Below are 16,056 nucleotides of genomic sequence, written 5' to 3'. Positions count from 1 at the left end.
ACAGACGGTAGAACTTCTTGACCTAGTCATTTCAAGCTTCGGTTTCAGGCGAAGGACCCTAACCTTACGTTCAAGCTACAAGGCCCGAAGCATTCGAACTAAACCAACTTGTGGATGGAGGCTTTGGAGACTACCTACAAGAGGCTAACAAGTCGGCCCATTCAATTCCGGCAAACGCCCGCCCTTTCAATCCGACCTGTGACAAATCAACCCCTAATTTAAGTTAAACCCCAACTGAGGCCTCCATGCATGGCCTCTGCGTTCGCAAAAAATAGATGATCGAAACGAAAGGATGTCCGATTTGTGGATACGAGGGAATTGACGCCTTCGACAGTCACGGCTGTTCGACTTTCGAGATCTGCTCCTGCTGTGGTTGCGAGTCCGGCTACGAATACAACGAAAACTCAACCGACGAAAGAATTACAGAATTAAGAAAAGAATGGCGAATCGGAAGAGACGGATCTTGGTGGTGCAAAAGGACGAAGCCAGAAAAGGATTGGGATCCTGATATCCAAATGAAGAGAGCAGGAATTGAGCTATAAAATCATGCGAACAAGTCGCTCCAGGCAACTGCGGCAAACGCCCGCCTCTTTCACTACGACCACATGAAAATAAACCACCCCAGAAATTCAAACGATAGCTTAGGCCTTGTCGCCTGAGCTCGGCGTTCGAAGAAAAAGTCATGAACAGACGACTGAAGAAAACACCACAACCGCCCCGAGCAAGAGTCCTACTATTGTCGCTATTTCTGCCTCTCTTCGTCATAGCGAACACTACCGACTCTCGAAGCGAAAAAATAAAACAAATAAGACAAGAGCACTTAAGTCATATCGTCTTCCATCCGGAAGACAAACCCCTCTTGGAAATCTTTACGAATTTGCAATATCCAGAAACAAAAATAGAAGAAGACATTAGAGACTTCAATTACTCCGCTCATTTTAGTTTCCGGTCCCTATTGGCTAAAGCCAACTGGTTACGCAAATACATAGATGATCCTGATACACGAATTACGTCTACAGAAATAGCAGGTACAAATCTTGTTACGGTTTACATCTATTCTAGGTTTTCACCACAAGAAGAATACGACCTAAAAATGGAACTAAACTTAGAGTCTGACTTCTTGAAGAAACACATAGAAGTCTTCAAAGGACGTATATAAATAGAATATTCGAACCAGTCGTGCCATACAACTCCGGCCAGCGCTCCGCGCTAGCCTCCGCGTATGCACTCGACGTTGGACAAAAGAAAATGACTAACCAAAACGAAGAGGAATACCTTCTCGATGAGTACAAGAAGTACGTACGATTCGACTTCTTCGTGATCTACGGTTTGTCCATTCTCTACTTCATCTTCAGAGGATTCACATTCCTCATTGTCCACGATTTCCAGAAAAGATTCGTCGAACCAAGAAAGGAACGGCTTTCAGTCATAAAATCGACGCTTTCCATAGAGAACAGAAAGAAAGCTTATCTGTATTTCTGCATTCACTACGCAGCTCTCATTCTCATCGTTCCGACGGTCTTTACTATCTTTATCCTGTTCCAGTTTGGGGTACCGAACTTCAAGTACTACATTCTAGTTGGATTCTTCCTTGCGGTAGCCTCAACCGGATTCATCGCCTCCTACTACGGAATCGTCGAGGGTCAAGAAATGGACTCAATGATTTGGGGAGAAGATGGATACAAGAAGAAAAACGACCCAAAGGAGAGATTGAAGCATCCATTCTAAAATGACACAATTCACAAAAGAAAAGAAGAAGTCCAACCAGACGGACCATACAACTGCGGTCAGCGCTCCGCGCTGATCCTCGCGTATGTCCTCGACGTTAGTCGAAAAAAAAGAATGACCGCAAATCAAGAATTCGTTGACCTAGTCTACAATGAAGTTGGTTCAGAATTGAAGCAGCACGGTGATTTTCTAATCAAACTCCTGGAAGAAGACGATTGGTCATTTGTTATAAAATCCCACGCTTTAATAGAAGCTTCAGTCACCAATTTATTGATCCGAAGAATCGGTGAACCTGAAATGACCAAGTTCGTTAAGAGGATGCCTTTATCCGATAGCGAATCTGGAAAAGTCGTACTCTTAAAAGACCTCGGGCTACTCGACTCTGGACTGAGGAGTTTCATTCGATGGTATTCAGAGTTACGCAACAAGCTTGTTCACAATCTGGAACACATCGACTTTCAGTTGGAGAGCCATTTCGCGTCCCTAGACCCGAACCAAAAAAAATCTTGGAAGAAGAAAGTTAACGACATCATCGAAATCCCAGAGACTCTGGAAAAGATATTCTATTCTAACTGGAAGATCCCCCTGACTCTATGTTTAAACAAGATTATTGGGGAGTGTTCCTTCAAGGGCGGCAGGTGCGAAGCAATTAGAAAGATTCAAAACATGCGAGACTAACAAGGCATCGCACACAATGGCGGCAAACGCTCGCCTCTTTCGTAACGACCTCATGAATACTAACCTCAACAGACTTGGAACCTCAACCGAAGCCGCCATCGTGTGGATTTGACGTTAGATCAAAAATGAAGGAAATGAGCTATGAGAGACTTTTACTGGTTTGGTACGCTGCTCTCCCAATCAGCGTCTTGTTTGCCTTCTATGCTCCCAATAAAATAGCTATCTTAGCTTGTGGCATTGGGATGACACCGGTGATCCTGATGCACATGAGAGTGGAGGAAGACTTCATCCGCTACATGGGGTTTCACCACTCAGATGAATGGAAAATAATCTACAGACCACCAAATACAAAAGAAGCCCGAATATTTTTGAAAAACGATGAGTCTTTTGAAAGTCAGGAACTCGCGATAAGAAAAAAAGAATATCAATCGAAGGAGACTATGATCAAGACGATGCTTTTCATTTCCATCGCGATTCCGCTTATCCTCATAATCATAAAAAATAGTATCTAACCAGACGGACCATACAACTCCGGTCAGCGCTCCGCGCTGATCCTCGCGTATGTCCTCGACGTTAGATAAGAATGAAACTACTACACATAATTGCCATAGCTTCAGCCACCCTACTCAGCTCCTGCGAAACAGTGTCGTATTATTCTCCGATTTCTCCTGAGCAACCTTTTGGTTACAGCCATGTGGATTTAGGTGGCGGGTTCTATCGAGTTACCTATCGGGGCGAAAGGAATTCTTCGGGGAGGAAAGCCTTCGACTTAGCTCGCCTAAAAGCTGCCGAAATAGCACTAGAGAACGGTTTTACTCATTTCGAGATCAAGGACCTGAGCAATCTAACAACCTACACGACTACGAATATTGAAGACGACGCGTTGTTCAGTGCCGGTAGACCAGCGGCTATTCAAAACAGTGGGCCGAGCGGCACTACATATTCTCAGACTCCTTGGGTAGAGAGCGAAGATTCTGTTACCACGAAAACACCATACATGGAGATAGTCGTGGAGTGCACCAATTACGAAGGATCGCCGAAGAAATCGGTTCAAGATGCTATTGTCGTGAAAGAAAAGCTGAAGAAGAAATATTGGATTAAAGATAAAGAAATCTAACCAGACGGACCATACAACTCCGGTCAGCGCTCCGCGCTGATCCTCGCGTATGTCCTCCGCGTTAGCCGAAAATATAATTATGAAGATTGGTTTACCGAACCGAAGGAAGCAGCATCCCGAACAGACGGTAGAACTTCTTGACTTAGTCATTTCCTGCTTCGGGCTCACGCGAAGAACCCAAACCTTACTTTCAGGCTACAAGGTCCGAAGCATTCCAACTAAACCAACTTGTGTATGGAAGCTTTGGAGACTACGTACGAGAGGCTAACAAGTCGGCCCATTCAATTCCGGCAAACGCCCGCCCTTTCAATCCGACCAGAGACAAATCAACCCCTAATTTAAGCTAAACCCCAACTGAGGCCTCCATGCATGGCCTCTGCGTTAGCCGAAAATATAATTATGGAAATTGGTCTACTTAATCGAAGGATGCAGCACCCCGAACAGACGGTAGAACTTCTTGACCTAGCCATTTCAAGCTTCGGTTTCAGGCGAAGAACCCTAACCTTACGTTCAATCTACAAGGCCCGAAGCATTCCAACTAAACCAACTTGTGTATGGAGGCTTTGGAGACTACCTACAAGAGGCTAACAAGTCGGCCCATTCAATTCCGGCAAACGCCCGCCCTTTCAATCCCACCAGAGACAAATCAACCCCTAATTTAAGTAAAACCTCAACTGAGGCCTCCATGCATGGCCTCTGCGTTGGCAGAAAGAAAATGACCAAAGACAAAGTAGCTTCTTCAGATTTCTGGATTGGAACCACACTATTCTCCACCACCGCAATAATCGTGGGGATCATGCTTTTCATCCACCTGAACGAACCTGCTAGAACGTCACTTTCTAAAGTATTCCTGTATTCATACCTCGCCTACATTCCTGTTTCGATATGTTCGATTTTATTGTATTTCATCACTAGTCGAAAGACCAAGGGCATTTACCCAGCACTGAACTCCATTGGACTCCTTTTATGCTTATTACTTTGGGTATCAATCTAATGAAAGAAAATGCCAACAAGGCGACGCATACAACTTCGGCAAACGCCCGCCCCTTTCACAACGAACCTTTAGAAATCGACGACCTCAGACATGGAGGCCAAGCCTAGGCCTCGTCGTATGGTCTTGGCGTTCGACGAAAAAATGAAAATCATCTTCGCAGTCTGTTCTCTCCTAGCGGTTTCCTTGACCGCTGCCGAAGAGCCGTATCTCGCAGAAGGAACCTACACGACCGATGATATGGTCGGCTTCAACACTTGGCTAGAAGTATCGGTTCGTGACGACAACTTCATCGCATACCTCACAATGTTTTCATGTATCATCGAAGAGGATGGCGAAGTTGAAACGTGGGGAAGAGAGATAAAAGGAAAGATAGTCACGAATGAATCAGGAAGAGCTAACTTCAGATCTGTAGATGAACTCCCGTGGCCACTCGAGTTCGAATTCAAAAGAAAAGGAAAAGATCGATTTGTTGTTTTCGCCAAAGTCACAGAAAAAGACAAAATTCGTACCGAAAAAATAGTATTTAAGAAAGAGTCGAACCAGGCAGCCCATACAACTCCGGCCATCGCTCCGCGATGACCTCCGCGTATGGCTTTCACGTTCTGCAAAAAAAAAACAAATGCCTCCATCTCCCCTAGAATCTCTACTCCTTTATCAAGATACCGCCGAACATCTCGAATACCATCCCTTCATACGATTTCGACGCTCACGAGATTTGCAGCTATCGACGACTTGGTCAGCCCCTGGAAAAGTCTCTACCATCAAAGCCGTTCACCCGGCCGAAGCAATAATAGCGGGTTACACCGGACAAATACGCGGTTTCTTTCTTAACGATGACGATTGGACGATTCATAGAATGCCGAACATTTACCACAAACTAGGAGCTAGCGGTTTTTGGAAATACCACCTGAAGAAAGCACGAAAAGAGTTCGAAAAATTCAAAAAGGAGAGAACAAGGGTCGCATTACCAAACAGAGAGAACACGAAATGGAACGCCTTTGAGTTGTTTTTATACGGGCAGGTGATTCACCGCACCAAGGCAACAGATCTAGATATAATTAAGAAAGACAGTTTTCACTATGAGTTCTTCCTCATGGTTATAATGGGCATCCTTTGGGAACTTACCCATTTCGTCAGAAGGATTTACCACCTCAACAACTGGGTACAGTTCTCACTAAAACCAAAGCCGAAACTACCTTAGAAACTAAGCAGAACAAGTCGTGGCATACAATTCCGGAGGCTGCGCCTCCTCCATCGTATGCACTCGGCGTTCTGCAAAAATAAGGATGAATAAATACACCACAGTCGAAGAGCAGATTGAATACGGTTTGGACACAATCGATCCGAGTGAGAAGATCGAAATGAGCCTGAGAGATTTCATGTATCTGCATCAAACGATTGGTGAGTTGAATCGCTTCTTTCACCAACCTCTACATTACGAATCAATTGAAGATGTATCGAAATTCTTGGGATCCAAAGATTCTGGAGCTTTTGCGGCGATGAATCGCTGCTATCTTGAGATTATGGGAAAGTATTTACCGAACAAAATCTCAGATGCTTTCGACGAAGGCGTACAATTCGAGAATCCGAACCCTCCCTACTACTACAAAACGAAGGCAGAACAAGTCGGTCGTCACAACTCCGGGGGCTGCGCCCCCTCCGCGTGACACCTCAGCGTTCACCAAAGAAATTGACTCCACCGCTTCTTGTGCGAGATTTCGCACATGGCAACAAACATCGAACTCAATGAAACACTTCTCTCGAAAGCCATGAGACTTGGCGGGATGAGAACCAAGAAAGAAGCCGTGAATCAGGCGCTTTCTGAGTATGTCCAACGGAGAGAACAACTTAAGATCCTCGATTTTTTCGGAACGGTGGACATGGACCCAGACTACGACTACAAGAAGCAAAGAAAAGTTAAGTGAAGGTTATCGTAGATACCGACGTTTGGTCTGAAGCTCTCAGAAGAAAGAAAGGAAAGAAATCCGCTTACGTGGATGAATTGATCGATCTTATCCAGGAAGGACGCATCGAGATGATCGGCCCCATCCGAATGGAAGTCTTATCCGGAATAAGGGAGAGCCATATTTTCGATTCGTTTTCAGAGAGATTGGCGGCTTTTCCGGACAGATCGATTCCATCCGAGGTATACGTCTTAGCAGCAAGGTTTTTCAACCTCTGCAGAAGCAAAGGAATCCAAGGATCCAACACTGACTTCATAATTTCCGCATGCTCCGTCCATTGGAGCACTCCGATCCTGTCGAAAGACAAGGACTATCTTTTGTATCAAAAGCACATCCCCATAGAAATCATCCAACCAAGAATGAAAAAGGGATGAACCAGTCGTCCCATACAATTCCGGCCATCGCTCCGCGATGACCTACGCGTATGGACTTCACGTTCACCAAAGAAAAAATCGACGGTTTGACCTTCTAGGGAAAATTACCACCATCACTCCACAATGAACCCGATTCGAAAGAACCAAGATGCGATTTCAGGAGCCTGTAAGCGTTTCAAAATCTAAAGCTTGCATATCTTTGGATCCTACGCTGACGGCTCGAATCACGAGCTCAGCGACATCGATTTCATCGTCGATTTCGAACGGACTGGCTACGAAGGAGCTTTCGAGCAGTTCATGGGGCTGAAGGAAGAGCTCGAGGCGATTCTCGAGCGACCAGTCGATCTACTCACGAACACAGGATTCAGAAACGAAGTGTTCAAAGAAGAAGTCGAGAGAAGCAAGAGACTCGTCTATGCCGCATAGCACAAGGAAGCTTCTCTTGGACATTTCTCTTTCCTGTGAAGAGATTTCAGGTTTCATCAAAGGAAGAGATTTCGAGGACTTCTCGAAGAATCGATTGCTTCAGCTAGCACTCGAACGGGAATTCGGAATCATCGGAGAGGCATTGGCTAGGCTCGAAAGAATTGATTAGGAGAACCTAACAAAGAAGATTCCTGAATACCGGAGGATCATCGGTTTCAGGAACATCATCGTTAGCCAGAAAAGAAGAGATTGAACTTTCGCACGTAGACTCTAGTTTCAGGCCCATGCTAGCCGAAAATCTCAGAAAGTTGTCCAAGTCCGAAAAGATCCTATTGATCAACGATCTATGGGATGAGATCGCTGACACAGAAGACGATTTTCCGCTGTCACTGGACACAAAAGAGCTACTGGATCGTCGCTACGAAGCATTTCAGGCCAATCCGGAAGAAGGCCTACCTTGGGACGAAGTGAAGAAAAGGATCCAGTCTGAGCTATGAGATATGAGCTGATCGTACGAAACGAAGCTCAATCAGACATCCGAGAAATCGTACGTTGGTACGAAAAGAAGGAAAAGGGACTCGGGAATTACTTCCTCCTGTGTCTAGATGCTTCCCTCGAATCACTGAAGCGTTTCCCCACTGCCGCAAGGATCATTCGTCACGAATACCGTAGACTCTTTGTTCGCAAGTTCCCCGTCGGGGTCTACTACATAGTTCAAGAGGACAAGGTCTTCATCGATGTAGTAGAGCCGTTTTCGCGAAATCCCAGCCGACTCGAACAAAAGCTAAAAGAAGGCTAACCAGTCAGCCCATACAAATCCAGCCAGCGCTCCGCGCTGACTTCCGCGTATGGCTTTCACGTTGGAAAAGCAAAGATGAAGAACCAATGGGTACTCAGCATTACACTCGGTCTGCTATTCGGATTCCTGTCCTCACAGGCCGACCGCTTTGGCGAACCATTCACTTCAATCGCTCTGCTTTCATTTATTCCTTTGGCGGCGATTGCTAGCCATGACTACAAAAAGAGAAATGAAGAAAATATCGCACAAGAAAAAGTAGGCATTCTTGAAGCATTAGGAAACTTCGAATGGAATGAAGAAAAAGAAGAAAAGATGAAGAGAGGCATAATCCACCTGCTGTGCTTTGGGTTAGGAATCGTAGTCTTTTATCTGATACTCGAGTAAAATATAATTCCAACCAGGCGGCCCATACAACTCCGGTAAGCGCTCCGCGCTTACCGGAGTATGACACCTCGGCGTTCTGCAAGAAATAGATGAAAGCAAAAATACAAGTTCCACTAGTTGAGATCATCTTAGCGATACTTGTTGTTTTGATGTTCGCAGCACCTGAGTGGCTCGCTGGAATCTTCGATAGACTTCCGGAATTAGCACAGTTAGGGCTAGTTTTCACGAGCAGCCCATACATCGCTCTTTCTTCCATTCAAGGATTAAGAGAATCAAAGAAGGTTAGAAGGTATGGCTTACTCATACTTCATGCGATCCTAGCAATTATTGGTCTAGCGCTATCAGTATTCTCAACCATCGTATTCAAAGAACTAGGACTTGGCAGTACAGCCTACACGCTTTTAGCGATTGGAACACTTCTTTCGCTGGCAATACTGATAGCAAAAACGAAAAACAAGAATGGCAGAACAAGTCAGTCGATACAACTCGGGTAAGCACAGCCACTTTCAAATCGAACAAGACACTGAAAACCTTCAACAGAAATGGAGCCGGTGACCCTACCCTCGCGTATCAGCTTAGCGTTCGACAAAGATAGATGAATCCCACCTACCTAGCTCATCAGGTCGTAATCGTGGAACCCTTTGATTGGAGTGGATTCATTTGGTCTTCTGCCACGGTTTTAGCGATGGGGATTCTAGGACTCGTCTGGCATCACACCAGTCCACCGAATACAAAGCGATCATCTCGATTCTACGTAAGCGTTTTCCTTTGTTTTTCATGCGTTTTCCTCGGTCCTGGACCGCCGGAAAAACTAACACAAGCCCGGTACTGTTCCAGGGGAGCAGGTCACCGCACCTAAAAGAGTTCGTCTTGCTTGCGGCGGTTTCGCCGCTGGAATCGCTTATCGATCTCGCCTGTGGTGATCTCGATGAGGGACGGCCTTCCTTCCGGGTCAGTAAGCGGTTTTTCACAGGCGAATAGTTTATCGAGGAGGCTGTCGATATCAGACTCGCTCGGTTCTTTATTGGGACGCCGTAGCTTCGAGGCCGCCTTCTTGGCAATCATTTCCACCGCTACGCCTTCCTGCTGACCGCTCAGGCTGCCTTGGCGCAAAAGGGCTAGGATTTCTTTTACGAATTCTTCCGCGTCCTCGTCCTGCTGCCATGTAGGGGTTCCTTCGATACGGAAAAAATTTCGCCCGAATGGAGCAATTTCAAAGCCCAGCTTTTCGAAGAAACTCAAATTGTCCTCCAGCGTGGCGGAACTCAATGGATCAAGCTCTACGGGCTGAGCTAAAAGCAACTTCTGGCAACGAATGGATTCGGAAGCGAACTCACGTATCAACTGCTCGTATAGGATGCGTTGTTGGGCTGCTCTCACATTCAGAAGAACAACTCCCGCTCCAGTATCAAAGGTGGCAAACTCACCTTGAGCCCAACCAAGGTAATTCCAATTCCGAGCCTGGGATTCCGGCTGCGGGCTTTCTGCTTCGGCAGGAGGCGGAGTTGGAGTTGGAGAAGCGGGAGTAGGCTCGACCTTTGGCGGAGTCGATGCGGGTCGTTCTGCTTGAGGTTCGCTGCGAGGACCCGTTATTGCGGGCTCTTCGTTCGATGCGACCAGTCGTCGTTTAGGTTTAACCGAATCTCGAACCGGCGGCGTATCCTTAATTTGGGGTCGCTCAATCGAAACGCTTTCCGCTTCAAACGATTTTTTGGGCAGCCGCACTTCCACGGGTTTAACGTTTTGGTAGCTGTCCGCGTCCTCTCGCAAGGCCTCCAATAAAGTCCGAACTGCGAACCCTCGCGTTTTCGCTTCATCCCGGAAACGAATCTCACGCTTGGCAGGGTGTACGTTTACGTCGACCCGCTTGGGATCCAAATCGAGAAAAAGAAAGGCTACCGGGTAGCGACCTTTGGGTATATGACCATAGTAGGACTCCACCAAAGCATAGCTCAGCGTCTTGTTTTCGATAGGTCGGTTGTTCACGAAAAACAGCATTTCGTGGCGGCTAGAGCGGGACAAACTCGGCTTACCGATCAGACCTCGCAGTCGCATGCCATCCTCCGAGGCATCCACCTCGATGAGATTGTTGGCTATTTGCTTTCCGAAAATCTCGGCGATACGGCTCTTCAGAGAGCTGCAAGCGGGCGACTGAAATAGAGACCGGCCATCATCCAAAAGATTGAATCCAATTTCCGGATGCGCCAAGGCGTACAGGCGTACGCACTGTACGATGTGAGCTGATTCTGTGGTCTTGCTTTTGAGAAACTTCCTCCGAGCAGGGACCGTGTTGAAAAGCTTGGTAATGGTCATCCGCGTACCCTGTGGCATGCCGCAATCACGCACGTGGATCATTTTCCCTCCATCGATCAAAACTTCGGTTCCGCTATCGGACGAGGCTTCTCGGCTTTGCAGCAAGAACCTGGATACAGAGGCGATCGAAGGGAGGGCTTCTCCGCGAAATCCCATGGTGGTCAGGCCATCGAGATCTTTCACCTTCTCGATTTTGCTGGTGGCGTGACGTTCGAGAGCGAGCAAGGCGTCATCGTGACTCATGCCGCCACCGTTGTCTTCGATGCGCATAAGGCTGGTACCTCCGCTGCGGAACTCCACCTCGATACGCGTAGCCCCCGCGTCGATACTGTTTTCCACAAGCTCCTTAACGACCGACGCCGGACGCTCGATGACCTCACCCGCTGCTATCTGGTTGGCAACGTGGTCTGGAAGTAGCCTAACTTTAGCCATTCACAGCAACGCAGCTCTAAGCGAGCTGTTTTTTCCAGCGTGTGAGCTGCTTACGAATCTGCTTAGGACCGGGCATACCAATACCTTCGCGGACCTTCATCGCACGAGCCAAATCGAATACGCTAATCCAGTCGTCACCCATTTTTGGATGCAAAGCTTTTGCCTTCTCGTTGGGCACTTCGTTCAGCGGACATTCAAGCTTCTCAGCCAGAGCCACTAAAGCGCCGACCACGTGGTGGGCATCGCGGAAGGCAACTCCCTTTTCCACGAGATAATCCGCCAAATCCGTCGCGAGCAAAGCAGGATCCGATACGGCCGCTTCGCACTTGTTCAAACGGAATTCCATACCTTCCACGGTTCCAGCAAGCACGTCCAAACTGATCATTAATTGATCGAAGCTATCGAAAACCTGTGGCTTGTCCTCCTGCAAATCTCGATTGTAGGTCAATGGAAGCCCCTTCACCATTACGAACAGCGATTGCTCATTGCCGATGATACGTCCCGATTTCCCTCTCAAGATCTCCAGCGAGTCCGGGTTTTTCTTTTGCGGCATCAGGCTCGAGCCAGTGCAAAACGCGTCTGGCAACTCGACGTATCCAAATTCCGATGAATTCCAAATAATCACGTCTTCCGCTACACGAGAGATATGAGTTGCGGCAACCGAGCAGGCGTGGGCGAAATCGAGAAACAAATCCCTATCCGCTACGGAATCCATAGAATTTCGAGTGACTTGCGGACGACCTCTCTTGTCTACGAAGCCGAGGGCCTTGGCCGTGAATTCCCGGTCAATGGGTAGTGTGGTTCCCGCAATCGCTCCGGAGCCAAGTGGGCACCAATTGGCATTTTCCAAAACTTCCTGGAAACGCTTGACATCACGTCCAAACATCTCGACGTAAGCCAGCAGGTGGTGAGCGATTGATACTGGCTGTGCTCTCTGCAAGTGAGTGTATCCAGGGATAAATACTGCTTGGTTTTTCTCTGCGATCGAGAGCAGTACCTTCAACAAGGTCTCGAGTTTTCCGACAACTTGCGAACAGGCGTCCTTGAAGAACAAGCGAACATCGGTGGCCACTTGGTCGTTACGACTTCTCGCGGTGTGCATTTTGGCCGCCGCTGGCGTGATCGCTGTAAGAGCCTGCTCGATATTCATGTGAACATCCTCAAACTCCGCTTTCCACTCCAGCTCACCCTTTGCGATCATCTTCTCCAGAGTCGCGAGGCCCTTGTGGATCTCTCGAAGCTCCTTTTTGGTCAGCAATCCGATGCTCTGCAGCATAGCGGTGTGAGCCTTGTTGACTTCGATATCATAAGGGGCGAGTCGCTTGTCGAAAGATACGGATTCGCTAAAGGCCAGCATCAATTCTGCTGGCCCTTTCGAGAAACGTCCACCCCAGGTAGCTTGAGCTTTATTGGCCATGCTGCGTAGGGTTCGCATCGCCTCGCGTTTAGCAACAGGAAACTTCTCTTCCTTGCGAGCTCCCTCAGCTCTCGGAGAGGAAACTCACCGAGCTCAGGCCAGCAATTTGGCAAGCGTCCATGACTTTGACCACCATCTGATGAGCTGTGGCATCGGAAGGTGCGATGGACACGTTTGCCTTGGACTGACTGGCCTCAGCTGCCTGACGATAGCGGCTAAGCATTTGAGCCAATTTTAGATAGCTGCCCTCTCCTGGATCATCGTAGGCGTAGCCATTCACCCACGGCCTTCCATCGCTATCGATCACAATAATCTGCTGGTCGGAAAACGGGACCGGTTCGGACGTTTCCACCGTTGCAGGCAGCGAAAAACCGATATCGGCCTCCTGCTTTTGGATGCTAGAGCTGACCATGAAGTAGACGAGCAAGAGAAATACGACATCTATCATGGGAGCCACGGGTAATTCCGAGGCTTCCCGCGGCGCGTCTTCTCGCTTGATTCGAATACTCATGGTTTCGCGACTCCGCTCTCGTAGGTGGCGTAAAGGAAATCATCAATCCCCGCTTCCGCTGCCAGGCTCATCACCCGTTTGATCGACGAAAAGGCAGTCTCTTTAGAGGCCCTGATGGATAGTTTTCCACCCGGGGAATTATCGCGGAAATCCTGCAAAGTCGTTCGCAGCAACTTGTCCGAAAGAGGGGCTGATCCCAAAAACACGTGCCCTTCCCCATCGATGCTGACGATGAGGCGATTGGAGAAGTCGCGAGCGACCTTTGAATTGGACGACTCTGGCAAATCCAGCTCGAGCTTGGAACCGGCCTGCGACATGGCACTCGCGGTCATGAAAAAAACGAGCAGCAGGAAAACCATATCAATCATGGGAGCCATGGAGATGCCGGCCACCTTCCTGCGTTTGGGGCCACCTTGTAGTTTGATCGCCATTACGAAGGTTCCTACCAGGGTAGCGGCAAACCGGTATAATCAAGGAATTGACCCGCCTGTTCGGGACCAAGATTCCCGAAAGCCCTGATCAAGCTCTCTACCGATTCCCGCACGGAGAGGTTTGCCTCTGGTCCACCCATTTCCGTTTTAACCCAACCGGGACTAAAAGAGACGGTTATCACTCCCTTTGCGAGCAAGCCGGGAGCGACTTGCCTGACGAGCATGTTTAGAGCGGCCTTGCTGGTGGCGTAAGAGCTCGTCAACCCGCCAGCCTCCATATTTATTCCGAAAGATCCCATGGCGGAGGATACGTTGATTATCTTGCCCCCTTCGTTAACCAACTCGGCAAACGCTTGCATGACGAGCGCAGGGCCAACCACATTTGTCTCCATGGTGGCCGAGAATGCATCCGCCGTCCATTCCCCGAACTTTTCTTGGACCAAGATCCCCGCGTTGTTGATCAGAACATCCAAGTTTTCGCCTCGCTTTCGCACTAGACTAGCCAGGGAAAGAACCGATAGGGGATCCACAACGTCTAGTGGCTGAACCTCAACGTTCGGGTGACTCTCTGCCAGGTGGGCAAGAGCGTTGGCCGTCTCCGGTTCCCTGCAAGTTGCCAAAACGGTATTGCCCGCTTCCGCGTATTGGCATGCCAACTCCAAACCAATCCCTCGACTGGCACCTGTAACAAGAATCATAGCCATATACGCACCCTAACTCGCTTCAATTTTAGCGCAACGCCCGAAAGGACATTCCCTTAATTTGGAACCCAGAACTCACCCCAATCGAATCCAACTCGCTCAGTAAGCGTCAACCAGAGTTTGATCTTCTCAAGATCGATCCTGCCGCTCCCAGCTGAACTAAAAACGATCCGTTTCCCCGAAGTCTTGGCCCTCTTTAGCTTGGCCAATATTGCGTCAGGATCCCTCCCCTCGATTACGGCAACATCAGAAGGAAGATCACTCTCATCGATGCTAATCAAAGTGAATCCCAGCTTACGTGCTGCCATCCCCAAGCTCGTGTTCGCTTCCAGCTCGTCTTTGGAAAACCCGATATCGATCAAGGGTTTGTTATCATTGGCGAACGAACTCGCCAGCCAATCGAGCTCCGCGTCCTCAAGTGATTCGCCATCTAACACTGCCGCATTCGGCAAAGGCCGCACCTGTAGACTTCTGAACTCAACCCGACTTCCTGGGTCGTGCGCCTGAAGGGCAAACGTTCCTGATCCGAGAAGCCGTTTAGATTTATCGTCTTCCCTCCAAGGCTTAACACTTTCCGTGTATTCACATATCAGCTCATCATTGATGAACGTCTGTATCGTCTTACCAACTACTCGGATTCGGTAGGTAAATGTGTCCAGCCCTGAGCTTGGAGAAATCCAGGTGTTACGAACAGCGTAAATACTCCCGGTCATCTTGCGTTCCACGTATTGGCCAAGCTCAACAGGAAAAATAGGGCCGTCGTAAATTTGGCACTCGTAACCTTGGGCGGGCCACCCCTCCTCTTGGAATTCAGTGTGGAAATAGATACCCGAGTTAGATCCGGGGCTGGCTTTCACCTCCGCTTGAAACTCGAAGTTCTTAAACTGTCCGCCTTCGACCGAGCCTGTATAAAAAAGATGGGAGCGGACTCCGTATGCCACGATTGCCCCATCTTCCACCTTCCAGGTTTCCGAATTTTCGTTTGCGGTCCAACCTGCTAGAGATTCGCCGTTGAACAGCGAGATCCAAGCATCTTCGCCTCGCATACAAATGGGATACATCGCCAAAACGACAGCTAGGCAGAGATGGAGTCGGATCGCGGAAAGAATTGCACGCATGTAAATGGGGGCTGGAGTTATGCAGCCTGAAAAATGGATGTAGCAAGCAGCAATAAATCGGGGTAATTCGTGATAGCCTAGAATGCGTTTTTCCCCGAGCAATCAGAAATGGGCATTGTGTCAAAAGGAAGGAAGCGATTAAATCCAAGTCTAGCTAAATGAGAAATGAGTGACGAGAGGATCTTCCAACAAACGATAACAGTTGATAAATCCCACATAGACGTAAACGGCCACGTAAACAACGTGGTCTACGTGCAATGGATGCAAGATGTGGCCTACGCTCATTCCAGCTCCGTTGGCTATGATAACAAACGGCTCTCGGAATTGGGATCGACTTGGGTCATCCGGAGCCACTTCGTCAAGTACCACCGTCCCGCATTGCTCGGGGACGAACTTATCGCCTACACTTGGCCGGGGTCCATTAAGAAGGCCAGTGCACTTCGCAAATACAAGTTCGTCAGAGTCAAAGATGGAGCCACCGTGGCGAGCGGCGAATCGGACTGGGTCTATATTGACCGAAACACAGGACGGCCTAAGGCTATCGAGGACGAGATCCTTTCCGTGTTCGCGGAACTTCCCGCCGACGAGGAACCATGATTAGTTCTCCCGCTTAAGCACGGGACATTGCTCCACTGCCTGAAAAGCGAGGAGCCAGAATAACCCATAAAA

The 16,056-nt window shown here is 48.4% G+C and carries 24 protein-coding genes; 18 read left to right on the top strand and 6 right to left on the bottom strand.

All coding sequences use genetic code 11. The features are described 5' to 3' along the window. Positions 1 to 275: 275 nt before the first annotated feature. The 17 genes from H5P27_RS06810 to H5P27_RS06740 all read left to right on the top strand — a co-directional run bounded on the left by H5P27_RS06810 (position 276) and on the right by H5P27_RS06740 (position 8,958). Positions 276 to 542, top strand: coding sequence for a hypothetical protein (locus tag H5P27_RS06810; RefSeq protein ID WP_185659614.1), 267 nt, complete (start codon positions 276 to 278; stop codon positions 540 to 542). Positions 543 to 1,248: 706 nt separating this feature from the next. Further along, positions 1,249 to 1,728 (top strand): hypothetical protein, encoded by a 480-nt coding sequence (locus tag H5P27_RS06805; protein ID WP_185659613.1) that lies wholly within the window; start codon positions 1,249 to 1,251, stop codon positions 1,726 to 1,728. Positions 1,729 to 1,842: 114 nt separating this feature from the next. Beyond that, positions 1,843 to 2,406, top strand: coding sequence for a hypothetical protein (locus H5P27_RS06800; RefSeq protein ID WP_185659612.1), 564 nt, complete (start codon positions 1,843 to 1,845; stop codon positions 2,404 to 2,406). Between the two features lie 125 nt (positions 2,407 to 2,531). After that, entirely contained in the window at positions 2,532 to 2,918 is a 387-nt protein-coding gene (locus H5P27_RS06795; RefSeq protein WP_185659611.1) for a hypothetical protein, read from the top strand. Positions 2,919 to 2,989: 71 nt separating this feature from the next. After that, entirely contained in the window at positions 2,990 to 3,523 is a 534-nt protein-coding gene (locus H5P27_RS06790) for a CC0125/CC1285 family lipoprotein (RefSeq protein ID WP_185659610.1), read from the top strand. Positions 3,524 to 4,489: 966 nt separating this feature from the next. Then, positions 4,490 to 4,624, top strand: a complete 135-nt coding sequence (locus H5P27_RS19920; RefSeq protein ID WP_281384217.1) for a hypothetical protein — start codon at positions 4,490 to 4,492, stop codon at positions 4,622 to 4,624. 34 nt (positions 4,625 to 4,658) lie between these two features. Then, a complete protein-coding gene (locus tag H5P27_RS06785) occupies positions 4,659 to 5,096 on the top strand; it encodes a hypothetical protein (RefSeq protein WP_185659609.1) in 438 nt (145 codons plus the stop codon). A 40-nt stretch (positions 5,097 to 5,136) separates the two neighbouring features. Further along, positions 5,137 to 5,718, top strand: coding sequence for a hypothetical protein (locus H5P27_RS06780; protein ID WP_185659608.1), 582 nt, complete (start codon positions 5,137 to 5,139; stop codon positions 5,716 to 5,718). A gap of 85 nt (positions 5,719 to 5,803) precedes the next feature. Then, positions 5,804 to 6,184 (top strand): hypothetical protein, encoded by a 381-nt coding sequence (locus tag H5P27_RS06775; RefSeq protein ID WP_185659607.1) that lies wholly within the window; start codon positions 5,804 to 5,806, stop codon positions 6,182 to 6,184. Positions 6,185 to 6,241: 57 nt separating this feature from the next. Then, positions 6,242 to 6,442, top strand: coding sequence for a type II toxin-antitoxin system VapB family antitoxin (locus tag H5P27_RS06770; protein ID WP_185659606.1), 201 nt, complete (start codon positions 6,242 to 6,244; stop codon positions 6,440 to 6,442). Beyond that, positions 6,439 to 6,855, top strand: a complete 417-nt coding sequence (locus H5P27_RS06765; protein WP_185659605.1) for a PIN domain-containing protein — start codon at positions 6,439 to 6,441, stop codon at positions 6,853 to 6,855. The genes H5P27_RS06770 and H5P27_RS06765 overlap by 4 nt, the downstream gene beginning before the upstream one ends. A 189-nt stretch (positions 6,856 to 7,044) precedes the next feature. Beyond that, positions 7,045 to 7,281 carry a nucleotidyltransferase family protein gene (locus tag H5P27_RS06760; protein WP_185659604.1) on the top strand — a complete coding sequence of 79 codons (237 nt, stop codon included), beginning with the start codon at positions 7,045 to 7,047 and terminating at the stop codon, positions 7,279 to 7,281. Beyond that, positions 7,271 to 7,450, top strand: a complete 180-nt coding sequence (locus tag H5P27_RS20185; protein WP_425511338.1) for a HepT-like ribonuclease domain-containing protein — start codon at positions 7,271 to 7,273, stop codon at positions 7,448 to 7,450. The genes H5P27_RS06760 and H5P27_RS20185 overlap by 11 nt, the downstream gene beginning before the upstream one ends. A gap of 115 nt (positions 7,451 to 7,565) precedes the next feature. Further along, the gene (locus H5P27_RS06755) at positions 7,566 to 7,778 is read left to right on the top strand and encodes an addiction module protein (RefSeq protein ID WP_185659603.1); all 213 of its coding nucleotides are present in this window, start codon (positions 7,566 to 7,568) and stop codon (positions 7,776 to 7,778) included. Then, the gene (locus tag H5P27_RS06750; RefSeq protein WP_185659602.1) at positions 7,775 to 8,080 is read left to right on the top strand and encodes a type II toxin-antitoxin system RelE/ParE family toxin; all 306 of its coding nucleotides are present in this window, start codon (positions 7,775 to 7,777) and stop codon (positions 8,078 to 8,080) included. Before H5P27_RS06755 ends, H5P27_RS06750 begins: the two co-directional genes overlap by 4 nt. A gap of 75 nt (positions 8,081 to 8,155) precedes the next feature. Next, on the top strand, positions 8,156 to 8,464 hold the full coding sequence (locus H5P27_RS06745) for a hypothetical protein (RefSeq protein WP_185659601.1): 309 nt from the start codon (positions 8,156 to 8,158) through the stop codon (positions 8,462 to 8,464). A gap of 89 nt (positions 8,465 to 8,553) precedes the next feature. After that, the gene (locus H5P27_RS06740) at positions 8,554 to 8,958 is read left to right on the top strand and encodes a hypothetical protein (RefSeq protein ID WP_185659600.1); all 405 of its coding nucleotides are present in this window, start codon (positions 8,554 to 8,556) and stop codon (positions 8,956 to 8,958) included. Positions 8,959 to 9,319: 361 nt separating this feature from the next. Here the strand turns inward: H5P27_RS06740 and mutL are convergent, their stop codons facing one another. The 6 genes from mutL to H5P27_RS06710 all read right to left on the bottom strand — a co-directional run bounded on the left by mutL (position 9,320) and on the right by H5P27_RS06710 (position 15,387). Then, the gene (gene mutL, locus H5P27_RS06735) at positions 9,320 to 11,209 is read right to left on the bottom strand and encodes a DNA mismatch repair endonuclease MutL (RefSeq protein WP_185659599.1); all 1,890 of its coding nucleotides are present in this window, start codon (positions 11,207 to 11,209) and stop codon (positions 9,320 to 9,322) included. Positions 11,210 to 11,225: 16 nt separating this feature from the next. Beyond that, positions 11,226 to 12,626, bottom strand: coding sequence for an argininosuccinate lyase (argH, locus tag H5P27_RS06730; protein ID WP_185659598.1), 1,401 nt, complete (start codon positions 12,624 to 12,626; stop codon positions 11,226 to 11,228). Positions 12,627 to 12,690: 64 nt separating this feature from the next. After that, entirely contained in the window at positions 12,691 to 13,137 is a 447-nt protein-coding gene (locus tag H5P27_RS06725; protein WP_185659597.1) for an ExbD/TolR family protein, read from the bottom strand. Beyond that, positions 13,134 to 13,568 carry an ExbD/TolR family protein gene (locus H5P27_RS06720; RefSeq protein ID WP_185659596.1) on the bottom strand — a complete coding sequence of 145 codons (435 nt, stop codon included), beginning with the start codon at positions 13,566 to 13,568 and terminating at the stop codon, positions 13,134 to 13,136. The genes H5P27_RS06725 and H5P27_RS06720 overlap by 4 nt, the downstream gene beginning before the upstream one ends. A gap of 11 nt (positions 13,569 to 13,579) precedes the next feature. Continuing rightward, positions 13,580 to 14,272 (bottom strand): SDR family oxidoreductase, encoded by a 693-nt coding sequence (locus tag H5P27_RS06715; protein ID WP_185659595.1) that lies wholly within the window; start codon positions 14,270 to 14,272, stop codon positions 13,580 to 13,582. Positions 14,273 to 14,325: 53 nt separating this feature from the next. Continuing rightward, the gene (locus H5P27_RS06710; protein ID WP_185659594.1) at positions 14,326 to 15,387 is read right to left on the bottom strand and encodes a 3-keto-disaccharide hydrolase; all 1,062 of its coding nucleotides are present in this window, start codon (positions 15,385 to 15,387) and stop codon (positions 14,326 to 14,328) included. Between the two features lie 165 nt (positions 15,388 to 15,552). Between H5P27_RS06710 and H5P27_RS06705 the strand changes: the two genes are divergently transcribed. Then, positions 15,553 to 15,984, top strand: coding sequence for an acyl-CoA thioesterase (locus tag H5P27_RS06705; RefSeq protein WP_185659593.1), 432 nt, complete (start codon positions 15,553 to 15,555; stop codon positions 15,982 to 15,984). Positions 15,985 to 16,056 lie beyond the last annotated feature (72 nt).

The organism is Pelagicoccus albus (assembly GCF_014230145.1).
Classification (GTDB): domain Bacteria; phylum Verrucomicrobiota; class Verrucomicrobiia; order Opitutales; family Opitutaceae; genus Pelagicoccus; species Pelagicoccus albus.
This window is presented reverse-complemented; position numbering and strand designations above follow the sequence as displayed.